This is a genomic window from Cohnella xylanilytica (assembly GCF_014212175.1).
GTDB lineage: Bacteria > Bacillota > Bacilli > Paenibacillales > Paenibacillaceae > Cohnella > Cohnella xylanilytica.
On sequence record NZ_JACJVR010000078.1, the window covers coordinates 1 to 16,626 of the forward strand.

Below are 16,626 nucleotides of genomic sequence, written 5' to 3' on the forward strand. Positions count from 1 at the left end.
ACTTTCGTAATTCAGGATTAAATATTACGCTTCCGAATCCATGTGATCGATGAATTCCCGGAACGGCTGTCGTCTATATAAACGAAGGCATAATTGAACCCAAACTAATTTGACGAAGAGGGGTTATGAAAATGGCATTAACGTCCGCATTCACGAGCTTCAACCTGCCTGTTAAAAACGTAGATCAATCGAAAGCGTTCTTCACCGGACTCGGATTCGAGCTCAACCCGCAATTCCCCGAGAACGAGAATTCGGCAGCCATCGTGATCGGCGACAACCTGCAGGTCATGCTGATCAATCAAGCATTCTTTAATACGCTCACGGAGAAGGAATCCGTCGATACGAGCAAGTATGCGCAGATGACGATCGCATTGGCCTTCGAGAGCCGGGAAAAGGTCGATGAAATCGTGAATACCGCCGTCTCGTTGGGCGGGAAATTGCATGCTGAACCAGAAGATCATGAGTTCATGTATCATTGGGGCTTCGTGGACTTGGACGGCCATCTGTGGGCCATTAACTGCATGAACACGGATGCGGCACAAGGCTGAGGCTAACGGCAGCAGACTCGTGCGAGGGATCAAAAAGAAAGACGCCGGGCATCTTCCCCGGCGTCTTCTTCGATGATTAGTTTTGTTCGGTATAGGCTTTGAAATTGTCCATGATCGCTTGCCAGCCTGCTTGCTGGAACTCGACGGGATTGGAGCTTTCCGCGTCGAACGTTTCGACGACCTTCGTCTCATTCCCTTGATCGACGAAAGCAATATCCACTCTTCTTCCGTCTTCCATGGTGTAGCCGATCGCCTCATGCCGATTCACGACATCGTAGACGCCGCCAAAATCGAAGCCCATGCTGCCATCCTTCGCTTCCATCCGTGTCAGAAACTTGCCGCCGACCCGCAGATCGTTCTCGGCTCTCGGCGCATGCCAGTCCTCGGACGCTTGATTCCACTTCGTGATGTGATCCGGCTCGGTCCAATAGCGCCATACTTTCTCGACAGGGGCTTGAATGACGGCTTGCACGGTTACTTTCGTCGGTTGACTCGTCTCCATTTTAAACAGACACCTCTCTCATAATATTCGTCGTTTGGTACTTCTCAATGCTATAGACGTAAGCCAATGACGAAATTCATCGGTCGATTCGCTCAGGCAGCCCAAATCGCGAAAATAATGGCGTATGAATGAAGTTTTGAACGTGCAGGATTCGATTTCCTTTGGTTTCGATGACGTGGATGCCCCAGGGTATCAGGCCGGAGCCCTCTTTATCCGGCATATACTGGGCCAACGCCGGATAACCGCCATTCACCGTAATGGGCACAAGTCGCGAACCTTCGCAATGCCAGCGAGTAAGCGAATAGAAGGCGGACAAATCTTCCTTGCCGCGGATCCACATCTCGAAGGGCGGCATCGACATGCAGCCTTCCTCGTGGAACAAGGCGACGAGCGCAGCAATATCGAATTGCTCGAAGGCCTCCACGTACCGGGACAGCAGCTGCTGCTCCGGTTGAACGTCCATGCTGCTGAGCTCGTCCGAGCGAAGCTGCGCCCGGTCCATCGTCTCTCGGGCTCGTTGCAAGGCGCTGTTCACCGCTGCCGGCGACATCGACAACGTACCCGCGATCTGCTTGGAGGACCATTCGAATACATCCTTCAAGATGAGTACCGCGCGCTGCCGCGGAGGCAGGGTCTGCAGGAGAGCGATGAAGCACAGTCGAAGGGTATCTCTGCGGACGAGCCGATCCTCCGGATCGCCCCCAAAGTCGGGAGACGGCCAGATCCAGGCGGAGTCCGGCAGCGTGTCGCGCGGCTCGACGATGGCGACGGCCGGGTCGAACAGGTCAACGGGAAGCGCGCGGCGTTTGGATTGCCTCAGCTTGTCCAAGCACAGGTTGGAGGCAATCCGATAGACCCAAGTTTTGAACGAGGAATCCTGTCTGAACGTGCTCCAGCTCTGCCAGACCCGGATGCTCGTCTCCTGAACGGCATCGTCCGCATCGTCCATGGAGCCTAGCATTCGGTAACAGAACGAGGTTAAGCCCGGCTTCAAGCTTGCAAATAAGGGTTCGTCAAATGCGGTCTCGTTCATCGCGGCCTCCCTTAACGATCTCCCCGAAGTGGCGGTACCTTCATTATATGCAATGAAGCGGACGGCCTCAATCTGCAACAACCGATTCTCCGGTACTTTCAGAACCTCGTTCTTTTAATTTTGTTTTGCAGCCATATAGTATTTGCTAAGCATCTTCAAAACGATCAGGTCTTTACTAGAAGCATCCAGCAAATTCGAAGGCGGTGTGTAAACAGGATCTAGATCATTAGCAAACTTCTCATATTCGGTTCGCAAGTTATACTCGATCTGATTATGCCACCCGACCGGAATTCGCCAACCGCTCTCATATCCGGTAGCAAGCGTATGGGCTACTGTTTCCGAAATGACCTCTTCACGGGAAAAAGGTTGAATAGGTTGACGTACGGGCTTAAATAGCTCTAAGTCCCAATCAGCCGGCTCGCCGCATATAAGCTTGGCCATCTCCCGAGACAAATAAGGCGAGAGCGTTAACCCATCGCGAAAGGTCCCCGTCATCATCCAGAGACCGCTAAGATCCGTCTCGCCAATAAGAGGAAATCCATCGAGGGAAACGGGGCGATTCCCGACTTGCAGACGACTCACCCGCCCTTTCGACAAATCCCGCCGAACTTGGCGGTATGCGCATTCAAGAAGAAATACGACATCTTCTAACATAGGCGAGTCTACCGCTCTCGGAGAAATAATGTTAGTAGCTCCGACATATACTTCTCCCCTGCTGCGCGGAAGGATATGCAGTCCGCATGCAAAAGCTCGGTTAGGCGTCCTGATTACCGAGTTCGGCGTAGTTCCATCCATCGTACTTACTAATGCGGAAACCCCGTACCCGCTGACCAGTCGAGGGATCCGTGCGGCAACGTCAGGGACCGTATCCAACAAGGTTTGAGACTTGACACCCGCCGCTATTACGATATGATCGCTAATCAGACGTTCTCCGGAATGGAGAACTAAGGCTTCAACACGGCCATTATTCCTTTCGATCCGGACGCCTGCTTCAGAGATCAAAGTTCCGCCAAGAGAAATAAAGGACTCCTCCAATTTCCGCAAAAGCCGGGCGGTGTTTACTGCATGTTCATTCGGTATATATACGGCTTTAATGGGGCGCGAACCGGATTCCGGGTCAAGCCAATGAATATCGGATGGATTCATATCCTCAAACGGCTCGCCATACTCCTTCAGCGACTCGCGGATGGCCTCGAAGTTATCATCATCGATTTTCGAGTAACCAATGGTATTATGGATAACGAATGTTCCGTCGGCTGCGCGAATGTCGGAAACGCTAAGATTATCTTCCAATTCGTTTAGCCAATCGTTCCACAATCCGGTAGCACGTACCGCAAGATCGTGTTTCAAGCGGCCGTATTTACTCTTTAGAAGAGTGCTCGTTACTTCGCCGAAGCTCCCCAGCATTGCGCCTGCAGCCGTCGATGCTGCCCATGGCCGATGGGATTCGCCAACTAATGCTACGCGCAATTTCCTTCGAACCAGCTTAAGTGCCAGCGATAGTCCTAAAACGCCATTTCCCACTACAACAACGTCATATACCGGATTTTTTGACATATATTCTTAACCTCTTTTCACTTTATTAGTTGTCCATGCACCACCCGAAGTATTCTGCGAATTGTAGAGACCGATTCCTCCGGCTAGCAATCCAGATATCCCCACTCTCTAGCGGAGAACAATCGTCTAGCAATCTCGAAGTCAATCGGTCGGTTCCCCGACTCCCTGAATGGGATCCATTAAACTGGTTTCGAAGCGACAGCTTTTAGACACGACCACGCGAACCGATCATTCGGCAGCGATAGACCTATAATAATCCTCCTTTCAAGCAACAAGGATAGAATCTCCTCGGCAGGTGGAGCGCTTAGATCAACGGCTTATCCATTCCTTTCTGCACCCTGGCGGTTATTCTCTGTCGCGGTCAAATAGGGAAAGAGCGCTTTCAATATGGTCGACTTTATTAGCACTAGCGGCACTACACAAAAGAATAGTCCCTATTCTTATTCGGAATTACCACAATTACCAATAAAAGGTTAAGTTCTACTCTCATGGTATCTCTCGGCTTGCCCAACGTCAAGTTTATTTTGGCGCTTAAGCTGGGCGAAGAACGACGGCTCCTCGCTGTTCGCCGCGGACGCCACCTTCAAGATCGTCAATTAGTCCGGGAAAACGAGAAAAAGTTCCGTCGCGCGCCCGCGACGGAACTTCCCTTGTCCTCGTAATCTCTATCCGCGTCCTTCGGCTACAGAAGCTCGAAGACGGGACGGTCCGCCACGAAGTGAACGGGCACGTCCGGATATTTCGCTTGAAGCATGGCGGCCAGCCGCTTCATTCCCGGAGCTTCGCTCTCGGCGTGCCCGATCGTCAGGAGCGTCTTCCTCCCGCCTTGCAAGACCGCGTCCCGGACGTATTCGGGCGTCTCCCACTCGGGCCCCTCTCCCGCGACGATCAAGTCGAGCCGGCCGCTCTCGAACAGCGGAATCGCCACGGAACCGCCTCCCCGGAAGCCGACGAGCACCCCGACTCTCCGGCATGTCTGCGTCAAATCTCCGGCCGCCCGGACGACGGAGAGCCCGAGCTTCGTCCGCAGATGCTCCGCGATCTCCCGGACCCCCATCGGCGGTATCGTCAGCAGGGCCGCCTCCGGCCGGTGCTCCTCCACGTATTCCGCCCAACCCAGCGCCTCGACGAGCCCTTCCGTGATCAGGTCGGGCGCGCGGCGATGCGCGTAATCGTGGTAGCGGAAAATCGAGAGTCCCGCCTCGCGAATTCTCTCCGCCTTCGCCCGGCAGACCGGATCGTTCGGCCACGCTTCGGCGCCGCCCCGATGGCTGTAATAGATTCCCTCGTGGGAGACGATGAGGTTGGCGCCCAGCTCGATCGCCCGCTCCACGACGTACCGGGTCGCGGCGAACGTCGTCACGATGCCCGTCACCGCCGCTTCCGGCTCGCCGGGCTCCAGCTTGTCCACCGTGTTCGGAATCGGCTCGATCCCCTCCGTAAGCGTCTCTATAATTGCTTTAATGGTCGCCGTCATTTCCGCTCTCCCCTGCTGCATGCCGATTCATAAAGCGTTACCGGTGCTCCGCCCACTTGCATTCCGTCGCTTCGAATTCGCTGAAGACGGCGTCGAACGACGATTCCTCCGGGCTGCACGCGTAGATGCCGAACCGGATCTCGCCGCCGCCCTCGAACAGATGGAAGATTCGCATCTGCTTGTAGTTCGTTCCGTCCGCCGACGTCTCGATGAGGTAGTCGCTGCCGCGGCGGCTTAACCGGTAATACATCGACTTGACGTCCGCGCCGATATCCGTCGTCGCCCAATCCGAGTAGCCGCGGTTCGTCACGACGCTGCCGAGCCGCTGAACGCGCTCGTTCTCGTATTCGATCGACGCCTTGAACCAGTTCTCTTCGTTCTGATAGATCAGAACGCCGCATTGATCGTACCGCCGCTTGGAGTCGAATTCGGTCTTGACGGCGAACGAGAAGAACGGCTCGGCCGTCCGCGTCACCAAGGCCGGGGCGTTATCGTTGCGGAACCCGTAATACGTCCGCTGCCACAGATCGGTGCCCGGCTCGGTCGTGAGGACGACCCTGTCCTGCCGGATCTCATGCTTCTTCGGTTCTCGTATCCAGAATAGTTGGTCCTTCTTCCATTCGAACATGCCCTCGGCTCCTCCCGTCGCGCGGCGCCCATCAACCGCATTCCCGCTTCGCGGGCGCATCTTATCCGATTATACTACAAAAAAACGCGGCGGACCGGGACCGATCCTTCGATCCCGACCCGCCGCCGCTTGCGGCTTCTAGCTCCCCGTCAGAAATTCAGCTGGAAGTTCGAGATATTCAGCGTCCCCGCCGATACCGTCTCTCCCGTTCCCGCGTATACCTTGAATTGGACGGCCCTGATATCGGTCAGCTTGGAGACGGGAGCGTTATACGTCCAGCCCGTGGCCGCCGACTTCCAGATCGGGGAATGGAACGCGTACGTCACGTCCGCGGTCTCCCCGGGAGCGATCGCTCTCTCGACCGACGGATCGGCCGCCGTCCGGCCTCCCGACTCCTCCCATAGCCAGCCTCCGCCGACCCTGAGAACGAGAGAGGCGCGAACGGCCTTGGACCCCGTGTTGGTCAAGGTGCACGAGATGCCGGAATACTTCGTCCAATCGTCCCCGACGCCGAGCCCCGGCTTCGTCTCCGTGCCCACGCCGGCCGCCACCGAGTCGCTCAGCGTCGAAGCATAGTCGACGAACACCGTCTCGCCGTTCAAGCCGCTCGATACGGTACCCGCGAACGAGGGCTCCGGGAAGTTCCACGGATAGTAGCTCGCCGTCTTCGGACGATTCATCTCCGCGATGGTCGAGGCGTAGGCGTCCGCGGCCAGATCGAAGTCGACCGCGTGAAGCTGAAGGCTTCCCGCGACTCCCCCGCTTCCGCCCTGAACCCGGAAGATGATCCGATTGACGGGTTTGCCGGCGAGTCCGTCCAACGGGACTGTCGCCATCATCGTCGTTTTCGGGGGGATTTTCGCATAGGAGCCGAGCTCGATCCACTTCCAATCGGCGTCCTTGACGATCGGCTGCAGCTGAAGCTCGACGGCGTTCGGATTCGTCACGATCAAGTTCATATAGGCATGCGAGCTCCAATCGGCCGCCGGGCTCGGGTCGAGCTGGAAGCTCGGATAGTTCTCGGCCTGCAGGTTAAAGGTCATGCTCAAGCCGCCGTTATCGAGAGGCGACAGCTGGGCGACGGTTCCCGAAGCCGGCTTGTCGGCTCCGTTGATTCCCACGTACCAGCCGGCATAATCGTCGAGAATCCCGGGATCGATCGGCCCGGTCTGATTCGGATCGCCGGTCGTCACGGAGACGGCATGGCTGGCGGCGGATTCGTTGCCGGCATCGTCGAACGCTTGGACGGTGAAAAGATAAGTCGTATCGCCCTCCAGACCCGAGACGATGAAGCTCGTCGACTCGCTCGTCCCGGCCAGCGCTCCGTCCTTATAGATGTTATAGCCGGCGACGCCGACGTTGTCCGTGGAGGCCGACCAGGTCAACCGGACGGTCGTGATCGCCGGGATCGCCGAGAGATTCGTCGGAGCCGAAGGAGGCGTCCGGTCGTTGCTGTCCGGCGTTCGGACGGTTACGGGCTGGCTGGCAGCCGACAGATTGCCGGCGGCGTCGAGAGCCCGCACCGTGAAGACGTAGGACGTGTTCGCCTTGAGGCCCGTCACCGTATAGCCGGTCGTCGGGCTGATGGCGACCAAGGTTCCGTCCCGGTAGACGTTGTAGCCCGTTACGCCCACGTTATCCGTCGACGCCGCCCAAGTCAGAGCCGCGGAGGAGAAGCTCGTCGGCGCGCCGGACAGGCTGGCCGGCGCGGAAGGGGGCGTCGTATCCGCCGCCCCGCCGAACACGGTGCTTCTTTTCGAAGTCGCCTTGATCCCGTTGGGTCCGTTGATAATCGCGTTGCCTTGCTCGGTGTAGCTCGTTCCCGCCCAGTCGTTCGCCATATCCAAATATTCGAGTCCCGCTCCGTTGCCCTTCCAGGACCAGCCGAGATACCCGACGCCCTTCTCCTGGGCATAGCTCATGATGGTCGCTTCGTCGACGTCCCCGTTCGTATGCTTGATTCCGAATTCGCCGATGACGAGGGCCAGATTCTTGTTCAGCACGTTGTCGATGTTGCTCTTCACCGTAGCCGCGCTGCCCCCGGCATACTCGTACATGTGGATGGAGAACATCGTATTTTTCAGCGGATCCGCATTGAAAACCTGCGTTCCGTAATCGAAGATCGATTGCGGATATTGACCCCAGCCCGCGCAGTCGACCATGATCGTGTTCTTGATTCCGGCGTTGCGAAGCTTGGGGATGACGGATTGATAGCCTTGCGCCCAGCCCGCCCCGTTCCACGTGCCGTACCATTCGTTCGCGATGTTGAGGATGACCGTCTTCTCCTTGCCGATCAGGGCGCTCTTCATCTCGATCCAATAGTTCGCGATGTTGTCGAGCACGGCCGCGCTGTCCGAGCCGGTTCCGTCATGGACCTCGAGCACGGCGATCAGCTTGTTCTGTTCGGCCAGCGTAATCAGGTTCTGGATCGCGGACAGGCTGTCCTTGGTCCACTGCTGGCCGTCCGACAGCACGATCCGGATCGTGTTGGCTCCCGTCGCGGCGATCGCGGGAATGGCCGTCGCTTCCTGCCCCTTGTACCAGGTGTAGGAGTGGTTGATGCCTCTCATGACGAAGGGAACGCCGTTGGCGTCGTAGAGCGTATGGCCGTTAATGTAGAAGCCCGCGGCATGGCCGGGAGCGGAATTCGTGGTTACGGTCAGAGGACTGCTGGCCGCCGACACGTTGCCCGCGGCGTCTCTCGCCTTGACCGTGAAGGTATACGCGGTGCCGGCCGTCAATCCGGTAACGGTGTAGCTGGTCGTCGTTGCCGTGCCGGCGAGAACGGAGCCGTTGTAGATGTCGTAGCCCGTTACGCCGACGTTGTCGGTCGAAGCGCTCCAGCTCAGGCTGACCGTCGTATCCGTCTTGGACGGGCTGGCCAAGTTGGCGGGAGCCGACGGCGGCGCGGTATCCGTCTGCGAGGTCACGAGGGTGAACTTCCACTTCTGTTGGGGATTGCCGTTGTCGGTCCATTGCTGCACGTTGGCTCCGTCGTTCGTATAGCCTCCGACAACGTCCAACGCTTTGCCGCTGTGCCTGGCGGTCAATTTGTAATAGCCGCCGCCTAGGCCGGTGATTTTCCATTGCTGATTCGGCGTCGCGTGATCGGTCCACTGCTGCACGTTCGCGCCGTCCGCGGAGGAGCTTCCGGCGACCTCCAGAACCTTGCCGCTCGCCTGCGAGACGAGCTTGTAATAGCCGCCTCCGGCGTCGACGACCTTCCACTGCTGCTGGGGGGTGCCGTTGTCCGGCCACTGCCGCACGTTGGCCCCGTCGGCGGTCGAGCCTCCGTCGACGTCCAGATTCTGGCCGCTGTGCTGGGCCGTCAGCTTGTAGATCGAACCCGAGACGATGCCCGCGCCCGCCGGGCTGGTCGTCACGCTTAACGGTTGGCTGGCGGCCGACTCGTTGCCCGCGGCGTCCTTCGCCTTAACCGTGAAGGTATACGCCGTGGCGGCGGTCAAGCCCGTTACGGTGTAGCCCGTCGTCGCGCTGGAGCCGACCCGCGTCGTCCCTTGGTAGATGTCATACCCGGCGACGCCCGCGTTGTCCGTCGACGCGGTCCATGTCAGGCTGACCGTCGTATCCGTCCGGGACGGGCTCGCGAGGTTGGTCGGCGCCGTCGGCGCTTGCGTATCCGGAGCCGGATCGGCGGCGTACGCTTCGAAGTCCCACAGCGAATAGCCGTACTGCGTTCCTCTCTCGGTGCCGTACATCCTTACGTACCTTGCGTTACGCGTCTCGAACGAGATGTCGTCGATCCCCCCGTCGCCTTGAGTCGTGGAGTAGACCGTCGTCCAATTGCTGTTGTCGGTCGAAGTCTGGATCTGGTACGCCTTCCCGTACGCGACTTCCCAGTTCAGCTTCACCCCGTTAATGGGAACCGCCGCTCCCAGATCGACCCGGATCCACTGCGGGTCGGAATACTGGGACGACCATCGCGTCGAGGAATTGCCATCCACCGCCAAGGCGGGCGTCTTGCCCGAATCCTCCGTCGAGCTCGCGGTTACGGCTTTGTTCAGCGCCACGTTCGTGGCAGCGCTTGCATGCAGCACCGGCAGAAGGCCGACTAACAGCGCCATGAAGATGAGGCTAATCATACCTTTTCTCATAACGGAACCTCCCAAGTCGTTAGGTTATTCCCGGCACGATACAACTTGCTCTCATCGGGTTCGTTCTCGCTGCGGCGGCCGGGAGGCCATCCTCCCGGTCCGATTCGAGGCTAACCTTCGCGATCACCCTCACTCCTCTTGAGTCTATTCCAATTCCCTCTCCCCCGGCTTGAAGCTTAAAGCTCCTCTCTCGGGCGGAATCGGAGCGGGAATCAAGAATCGGATTCGGCGTTGCGGTTAAACATGCGGAAGCGGCGACTGGAACGACGGCCGAATTCGGTCCTGCATCATCGTGCAGGCGGAATCACTCGGGATCATCGTGACGATCGTGATGATGGACAAGTCTGTTAAGCGCTTACAAGTGTAGGGTGCGGATAAGCGGGAATGGATCTTCGCGGGAAGGCGGCGAAGTTGCGGTATCGTTTGCGGTGTTATATATAAAATAACGTTCGTTAGATTTTGTTGTCAATAGTTAGCATAACTATATTTGGATTATCGATAATTTATGACTTCCGTGCATACCTAATCCCTGAGTCCCCCTCAGAGCTGCGAACCTCTCGACGGGGACCCGCAGATCCCAGGGGCCGAAGTTCCGCGCACGCCAAAGAGCCGAACGGCGGCATAGGCGTTCGGCTTCACAAAGACCGCCCTTGCTTGGCGGGCGCGTACGAGGCGATAGATTAACCTGTCGGAGATCCAAAATTCGCTAGCTTATGAAAGAGCTCGTCCGCTTGATCGACGGTTCGCCGAACGATGTCGGCGGCCGGACGGCCGCCGGCCAACCGAAGCCCCTGCCCCGCCCAGAGCGACATATACTCGGGGTTGTTCGCTTCAGCGGCTGCTTGACGGATGTCTCTCGTCATGGCGTTCTGAATCGGGTAAGCGGGAATCGTCCCCGGATACCGCTCCATGTCGGACATGAATTTCGTTCGAATGCCTCTTGCCGCTTTTCCCGAGTAAGCCCTCGTGACCTCCGTGGAATCCTCCTTGGACGAGAGAAGCTTCCGCTTGTGCGCGTCGTGAGCCCCGCTCTCGGGGCAGGCCAGAAATGCGGTGCCCATCTGCGCCGCGGCGGCGCCTAGAGCAAGACTCGCCGCAAGCCCCCGCCCGTCCATGATCCCTCCGGCCGCGATGACCGGGATCGACACTTGATCGACCGCTTGCGGAACGAGGGCCATCGTGCCGATCATGGATTCGGACACCTCCTTCAGGAACGTCCCCCGATGCCCCCCTGCTTCTCCGCCCTGGGCCACGATCGCGTCGACGCCGGCTTCTTCCGCCCGAATGGCTTCATCGACGGTCGTTGCCGTTCCGACGACGAAGATTCCCTTCCGCTTCATCGACCGGATCAGCTCCCGCGGCGGGAGGCCGAAAGTGAAGCTGAACACGGGCACGCGCTCCTCCACCAGGACTTGCGTCTGCTCCTCGAACGGCTCCGACGCCTGGCGAACCGGCGGATTCGCCGGGATCCCGAGCTCGCCGCGGTAACGATCGAGATGACGGTTCATCGAACCGATCGTCTCTTCCGATTCCGCCGCCTGCTCGGGCACGAACAAGTTGACTCCGAACGGCCGGTCCGTCCGCTCTCGGATCGCGCGGATCGCGCCTCTAAGCTGTTCCGGCGACAAATACCCGGCTCCCAGGCTGCCCAAGCCCCCGGCGTTCGAGACCGCCGCTACCAATTCGGGCGTCGTAGGGCCGCCTGCCATCGGCGCCAGGAAGATCGGATATCGGATGCCGAGCTTACGCGTTAATTCCGTCTCCATCGCCCTTTAACCCTCCTATCTATAGCTATCCGTCGATCCTGTCTGTCCCTCTCCATCAAACCCGTCTATCCCTTCCCCAAGCCTGCGGCTCTCACCGTTCATTGTACGCCCGCAGAGCCATCGGGTAAAATGAATCTAAATCATATATGCCATCAAAATTATCAATGGTTGGCGCAGGGGGCATTCAGGTGGACATTCGCGACTTGCGGATTTTTCTGGCCGCGGCCCATGAGGGGAGCCTTACCAAAGCGGCCGAGAAGCTGGAATACGTGCAGTCGAGCATAAGCATCCGCATTCAACGGCTCGAGAGCAAGCTGAATACGCCGCTGTTCCATCGGGGACGCCAGGGGGTTCGGCTCACGTCGTCGGGAGAAGCGCTCAAGAGCTATGCCGAGAAAATTGTATCTCTTATGAATGAGGCCGAACGGGCCGTTACGGACAACTCGATCCCGCGAGGGCCTCTCCGGATCGGCTCGCTGGAGACGACGGCGGCCATTCGGCTTCCATTTATTCTCGCGGATTACGTTGCCGCTTATTCGGAGGTCGATCTGTCCTTAAGAACGGGAACGACGGACGAACTCCTTCAGCTCGTGCTGACTTACGAATTGGACGGGGCATTCGTGGCCGCGCCGATCGAACACCCCGAGCTCGATCTCGTAGAGGTGGGGGCTGAGGAGCTCGTTCTCGTTGCCGGGGAACGGCTCCCTTCCATCGATCGGCCGGAACGATTGCGCGATCTGACTTTGCTCGTATTCCGCGCCGGCTGCTCTTACCGCCGCAAACTCGAGGATTGGCTGCGATCGAATGGCATCAAGCCCGCGAAAATCATGGAATTCGGAACGCTCGAGGGGATCCTGGGATGCATACACGCCGGGCTCGGGGTATCCTTATTGCCTCGCTCGGTAGCGGAGAGAGCCCGCGCGACTTATAACCTGCGATATCTCGACCTCCTCCCGGACCGTTCCTGGACCGTTCCCACGCTGTTCATTCGACGCAGCGACGCTTATCGAACGGCGGCGATATCCGAATTTATCCGGATCTCGAGCGAGAGGTTCGGGCCGAGCTAATTTCCTTTTTTTGACGCTGCTATAAAACCGATCCGGCATCCGTCTTATTAGGGAAAGGGGGGACGGCGGCAACATGGAGGAAGGCGCGCAAGGCGCACGGGTACCGGAGCAGTTCCGGCGCTTGTTCCGGGAGCACTACCAAGAGGTGGCGCGGAAGCTCTATGCGTTGACCGGCGATCATGCGGCGGCGGAGGATCTGGCCCAAGAAGTGTTCCTGCGGCTCTACCGGAGCCCTCCGGACCGACTGGAGGCCGTCGGCGCCTGGCTTCACCGGACGCTGACCCGGATTGGCTACGATTATCTGAGGCAACGGTCTTCGAACAAGGCGTTATTGGAAAAGGAGACCGCCCGCGTGGCGGCCTGGTCGGAAGGCGCCGCCCCTTCGGGAGAGGCGGAGGTCATCACCGAATGGGAGAAGGAGGTCGTCCGCCGGGTGCTGCAGAAGCTCTCGGACCGGGACCGGACCGCCCTTCTGCTTCGGGAGGAAGGGTACAGCTACGAGGAGATCGCCGTCCGGCTGGAGGTCAACCCGAAGATCGTCGGCACGCTGCTCGCCCGGGCGCAGGAACGGCTGAAGAAAAAGTACGGGCAGGAGGAGGAGCGAAGCGATGGCGGACGAAGCGAAGCGGACCGGCGGGGAACCGGATTATGATACGGACCGGGCTTGGGCTCGGTTCGAGAAGCTCGCGTCCCGGGAACCGGTTCCGGCCTTCTGGAGACAGTTGGAGACGGAGCGGCGGACGGGAGGCGCGAGCAACGATGCAGCGCGGAATGAGGATATCAATGAAGATGAGAAGGATGGTGCTGTCCTGATGAAGCAGTCGGAACATGTCCAATCGATGCAAGGGGCTTCGGCCGTCGCGGGGACGGGAGCGGCATACGCGGGAGCGGCGATCGGGAGGAACGGAGCGTGGCGGACGGAGAGGCCGGCCAAGCGCAGGCTTCGGAGACTGACGGTCGGAGCGGCCGCCGCCGTCGTCGCCATCGGCCTGTTCGCCACTCCCGCGGGAGACCGCGTGCTGGCTGCCATGCAGCAAACCTTCCGCATCCAGCACCTCGTCGGAGTCAGCATCTCGGCCGACGATCTGACCGCTATCTCCGACGTTCTGGAGCGCGGCTCGCCCGAGGGAGACCGGAGCTTCAACCTGGCCCAGTACGGCACGCTCAGCCAGTCCGGCGGCGGGGAGAATCGCAGCCTGGACTGGAACGAAGCGGAACGGCGGATGGGCTCGCCCCTGCACCGGCTTGAGGAGTCCGGCCCCCCCTCCTACCAGCCTGCCACGACGCTGACCTTCGAGCTGAACGTGAAGGCGGTCAACCGGCTGTTCGCCCGTCTGGGCAGCAAGAACTTCTTGCCCGCGGAAGCGGACGGTCAAGCCATCCGGCTCTTCATCCCGGACGGCGTCTCCGCGGAAGGCTCCTTGTCGGGCCGTCCGGTGCGGCTTCTCCAATTCGGCAAGCCGGAGCTGACCATGGAGGACGGCATCGACGCGGAAGCCGTCCGGAAGGCGATCCTGGAGCTGCCCGTCATGCCGGACAGCCTGCGGACGAAGCTGGCCGCCATCGGCGATTGGCGGAACACCCTCCCGGTTCCGGCCTATGACGGCGTTAGCGCGAACCTGAAGCTGGGCGGACATGACGCGATCCTGACCGAGGACGGCAATCGCCGTTATCTGATCTGGCTGGAAGGAGACCGGATCAACATGCTCAGCGGCGCCGAGAAGGACTTCCCGACGGAATCCGACTTCCGTAAGGCCGCGGAGGAGCTTGTCCGGCCATGACGATAATCGACACGGCGGAATTGACCAAGACCTATAACGGCCGCGGCGGCTGCCGCGGCATCACCCTGCAGGTGCCGGAGGGCTGCATCTTCGGCTTGCTGGGACCGAACGGCGCCGGCAAGAGCACCTTCGTCAAGATGCTGGCGGGCCTTCATCGGCCCGACTCCGGACGGGCCGCCGTTCTGGGGCGGCCGCTGGGGCAGCCGGAAGCGAGACGGAAGCTCGGGTATTTGCCCGAGCTGTTCCGGTTTCAAGAGTGGCTGACCGCGGCGGAGGTGCTCCGCTTCCATGGCCGGCTGGGAGGACTGAGCCCGCGGGAGACGCGGGCTTCCGCCTTCCGCAATCGAATCCGGGATACCCTGGAGCTGGTCGGCTTATCCGATGCCGCGGACCGCAAGGTAGGCGGCTTCTCCAAGGGCATGCAGCAGCGCCTGGGCCTCGCCGCCGCGCTGCTGCTGGAACCCGAGCTGCTGATCCTGGACGAACCCGCTTCGGCCCTCGACCCCGTCGGACGCTACGAGGTCCGCCGTCTTCTGAAGCGGCTTCGGGACAAGGGCGTGACGATCTTCCTCAATACCCATCTATTGGAGGATGTGGAGGAGCTGTGCGATGAAGCCGCCTTCCTGTACGGAGGCGAGCTGCTGGCGTCGGGCCCCCTGCATAAGCTGCTCGGCGGCACGGGCGTTGGCGGGAACGCCGGCGCCAACTGGCGCTTCCGGCTCGGCGGCTGGCTCCCGGAGACGTGGGCCGAGCTGAACGATGCCGCCGGCGGCTCTCTCTCCTCCCTGCTGAACCTGGTCGAGGCCGACGACGGCGGCAACGCTCTTCTGACCGCCGCCGTAACGGATCGGGAACAAGCCGGCTACCTGTGCTCCCTGTTCATACGGTGCGGCCTGACGCTGTACGAATCCGGCCCCGAGCGCAACAGCCTGGAGGCCTGGTTCCTCCGGATGGCCGAGTCCCGCCGGGGAGGCGGTTCGCAATGACGATGTACATCGGGGCTACCTTCAAAGAGCTGACCCGCAAGCGGGTGTTCCTGGTCACTCTGATCTTGACCGCCATCTTTCTCGTCCTGTTCGCGGTCGGGGTCCGGGAGATGGCCGCCATGGACGGGCAGAACCAAGTCTCTCCCGCCGCCCGGTTGATGAACGGCATGGTGCTCATGGTGCTGGGGCTGTTTTTCGCGCAGCTGCTGTCGGCCTTCTTCGTCCTGTTCTCCGCCATGGGGACCGTCACGGGCGAACAGGAGAGCGGCCTGCTGCTGGCCGTAGCCGCCCGTCCGATTCCCCGCTGGAAGCTGTACCTGGCCAAATGGCTGGGGCACGCCGTCTGGGTCGCCGTGTACAGCGCGGCTCTGTTCCTTGCCGTCGTCTGGACTGTCCACTCCCAGGCGGGGCTTCCCGTACTGGCGGCGGATGTGCTGCGGGGCTTCGCTCTTTTTATCTGGATGCCGATCCTGCTCCTCTCCCTGGCCATGCTGGGTTCCGTCTATCTGCCGATGCTGGGGAACGGAATCTTCGCCGCCCTGCTGTACGGGTTCGCCCTCTTCTGCGGGCTGGTCGAAGGGATCTCGGCCTACGGAGGGGTCAACCCCGCGGTGGGAAAATTCGTCCTTCTGGCCGGGCTGATCATTCCCACGGACTCGGTCTACCGAAGAAGCCTGTACGAGCTTCTGGGCGGAGCGGACTGGGCGGGTTTGGCGCTCTCCGACATGGGGCCCTTCTCCATGCCGAGCGTCCCCTCGAACGCCTTCCTCCTGTATACGGTCGGGTACGCGGCTGTTCTGCTTTGGCTCGGATGCCGCGCGTTCAGCCGGAAGGACTTGTAACGCCAAATAAACAACCTGAGCCTGCCGGCATACCGGCAGGCTCATGCTTTTTAGAACGTACTAGAGAGCAACCAATGCCGCTCCGTGGCTGAGACCAATCGGCGGGAAAGTGCGGGAGCGAGCAAAAGGAACTTGCCGCCGTAGGTTCGAACGCTAAGTTCCTTCGTTTACACAGATGTCCCAAAATGTCCCAAATAAAATCCCGGCGAGCGGGATGGAAATTCTCTACAGATTGGGAAAGGGGTTGTTGTAAGATGGGGTCAGCGCGAACCGAAAGGGGGATGGGCGCGGCAAACGAAAAATGTGTCAACATCAGTTGAAAAT

The 16,626-nt window shown here is 59.9% G+C and carries 13 protein-coding genes; 6 read left to right on the forward strand and 7 right to left on the reverse strand.

Features of this window, described 5'->3' with window-relative positions; all coding sequences use genetic code 11:
• Positions 1–131: 131 nt before the first annotated feature.
• Positions 132–548: a VOC family protein gene (locus H7B90_RS20115; protein WP_185137690.1), complete on the forward strand. Its 417-nt coding sequence runs from the start codon at positions 132–134 to the stop codon at positions 546–548.
• 76 nt (positions 549–624) lie between these two features.
• Here H7B90_RS20115 and H7B90_RS20120 read toward each other — a convergent pair whose 3' ends face one another.
• From H7B90_RS20120 to H7B90_RS20150, 7 genes are all read right to left on the reverse strand, one after another.
• Positions 625–1,050, reverse strand: coding sequence for an SRPBCC family protein (locus H7B90_RS20120; protein ID WP_185137691.1), 426 nt, complete (start codon positions 1,048–1,050; stop codon positions 625–627).
• Positions 1,051–1,126: 76 nt separating this feature from the next.
• Positions 1,127–2,164 carry a sigma-70 family RNA polymerase sigma factor gene (locus H7B90_RS20125; protein WP_376701741.1) on the reverse strand — a complete coding sequence of 346 codons (1,038 nt, stop codon included), beginning with the start codon at positions 2,162–2,164 and terminating at the stop codon, positions 1,127–1,129.
• 33 nt (positions 2,165–2,197) lie between these two features.
• Positions 2,198–3,640, reverse strand: a complete 1,443-nt coding sequence (locus H7B90_RS20130; RefSeq protein ID WP_185137693.1) for an NAD(P)/FAD-dependent oxidoreductase — start codon at positions 3,638–3,640, stop codon at positions 2,198–2,200.
• A gap of 682 nt (positions 3,641–4,322) precedes the next feature.
• Positions 4,323–5,117, reverse strand: a complete 795-nt coding sequence (locus H7B90_RS20135; protein WP_185137694.1) for a Nif3-like dinuclear metal center hexameric protein — start codon at positions 5,115–5,117, stop codon at positions 4,323–4,325.
• Positions 5,118–5,154: 37 nt separating this feature from the next.
• The gene (locus H7B90_RS20140; RefSeq protein ID WP_185137695.1) at positions 5,155–5,745 is read right to left on the reverse strand and encodes a DUF1349 domain-containing protein; all 591 of its coding nucleotides are present in this window, start codon (positions 5,743–5,745) and stop codon (positions 5,155–5,157) included.
• 149 nt (positions 5,746–5,894) lie between these two features.
• The gene (locus H7B90_RS20145) at positions 5,895–9,860 is read right to left on the reverse strand and encodes a fibronectin type III domain-containing protein (protein ID WP_185137696.1); all 3,966 of its coding nucleotides are present in this window, start codon (positions 9,858–9,860) and stop codon (positions 5,895–5,897) included.
• A 680-nt stretch (positions 9,861–10,540) separates the two neighbouring features.
• On the reverse strand, positions 10,541–11,626 hold the full coding sequence (locus tag H7B90_RS20150; protein WP_185137697.1) for an NAD(P)H-dependent flavin oxidoreductase: 1,086 nt from the start codon (positions 11,624–11,626) through the stop codon (positions 10,541–10,543).
• A 188-nt stretch (positions 11,627–11,814) separates the two neighbouring features.
• Here H7B90_RS20150 and H7B90_RS20155 point away from each other — a divergent pair, with 188 nt between their 5' ends.
• The 5 genes from H7B90_RS20155 (at position 11,815) to H7B90_RS20175 (ending at position 16,302) form a co-directional block, all read left to right on the forward strand.
• Positions 11,815–12,693: a LysR family transcriptional regulator gene (locus tag H7B90_RS20155; protein ID WP_185137698.1), complete on the forward strand. Its 879-nt coding sequence runs from the start codon at positions 11,815–11,817 to the stop codon at positions 12,691–12,693.
• A 73-nt stretch (positions 12,694–12,766) separates the two neighbouring features.
• Positions 12,767–13,345 (forward strand): sigma-70 family RNA polymerase sigma factor, encoded by a 579-nt coding sequence (locus H7B90_RS20160; RefSeq protein ID WP_185137699.1) that lies wholly within the window; start codon positions 12,767–12,769, stop codon positions 13,343–13,345.
• Complete coding sequence (locus H7B90_RS20165) at positions 13,302–14,474, forward strand: hypothetical protein (RefSeq protein ID WP_185137700.1); 1,173 nt, start codon at positions 13,302–13,304, stop codon at positions 14,472–14,474. Before H7B90_RS20160 ends, H7B90_RS20165 begins: the two co-directional genes overlap by 44 nt.
• Positions 14,471–15,460, forward strand: coding sequence for an ABC transporter ATP-binding protein (locus tag H7B90_RS20170; RefSeq protein ID WP_185137701.1), 990 nt, complete (start codon positions 14,471–14,473; stop codon positions 15,458–15,460). The genes H7B90_RS20165 and H7B90_RS20170 overlap by 4 nt, the downstream gene beginning before the upstream one ends.
• Positions 15,457–16,302, forward strand: a complete 846-nt coding sequence (locus H7B90_RS20175) for an ABC transporter permease (RefSeq protein ID WP_185137702.1) — start codon at positions 15,457–15,459, stop codon at positions 16,300–16,302. The genes H7B90_RS20170 and H7B90_RS20175 overlap by 4 nt, the downstream gene beginning before the upstream one ends.
• The last annotated feature ends 324 nt before the right edge of the window (positions 16,303–16,626 follow it).

Coding starts and splice junctions, on each gene's coding strand:
- H7B90_RS20115 (WP_185137690.1), top strand. CDS start 132: ATGGCATTAACGTCCGCATTCACGAGCTTCAACCTGCCTGTTAAAAAC.
- H7B90_RS20120 (WP_185137691.1), bottom strand. CDS start 1,050: ATGGAGACGAGTCAACCGACGAAAGTAACCGTGCAAGCCGTCATTCAA.
- H7B90_RS20130 (WP_185137693.1), bottom strand. CDS start 3,640: ATGTCAAAAAATCCGGTATATGACGTTGTTGTAGTGGGAAATGGCGTT.
- H7B90_RS20135 (WP_185137694.1), bottom strand. CDS start 5,117: ATGACGGCGACCATTAAAGCAATTATAGAGACGCTTACGGAGGGGATC.
- H7B90_RS20140 (WP_185137695.1), bottom strand. CDS start 5,745: ATGTTCGAATGGAAGAAGGACCAACTATTCTGGATACGAGAACCGAAG.
- H7B90_RS20145 (WP_185137696.1), bottom strand. CDS start 9,860: ATGAGAAAAGGTATGATTAGCCTCATCTTCATGGCGCTGTTAGTCGGC.
- H7B90_RS20150 (WP_185137697.1), bottom strand. CDS start 11,626: ATGGAGACGGAATTAACGCGTAAGCTCGGCATCCGATATCCGATCTTC.
- H7B90_RS20160 (WP_185137699.1), top strand. CDS start 12,767: ATGGAGGAAGGCGCGCAAGGCGCACGGGTACCGGAGCAGTTCCGGCGC.
- H7B90_RS20165 (WP_185137700.1), top strand. CDS start 13,302: ATGGCGGACGAAGCGAAGCGGACCGGCGGGGAACCGGATTATGATACG.
- H7B90_RS20170 (WP_185137701.1), top strand. CDS start 14,471: ATGACGATAATCGACACGGCGGAATTGACCAAGACCTATAACGGCCGC.
- H7B90_RS20175 (WP_185137702.1), top strand. CDS start 15,457: ATGACGATGTACATCGGGGCTACCTTCAAAGAGCTGACCCGCAAGCGG.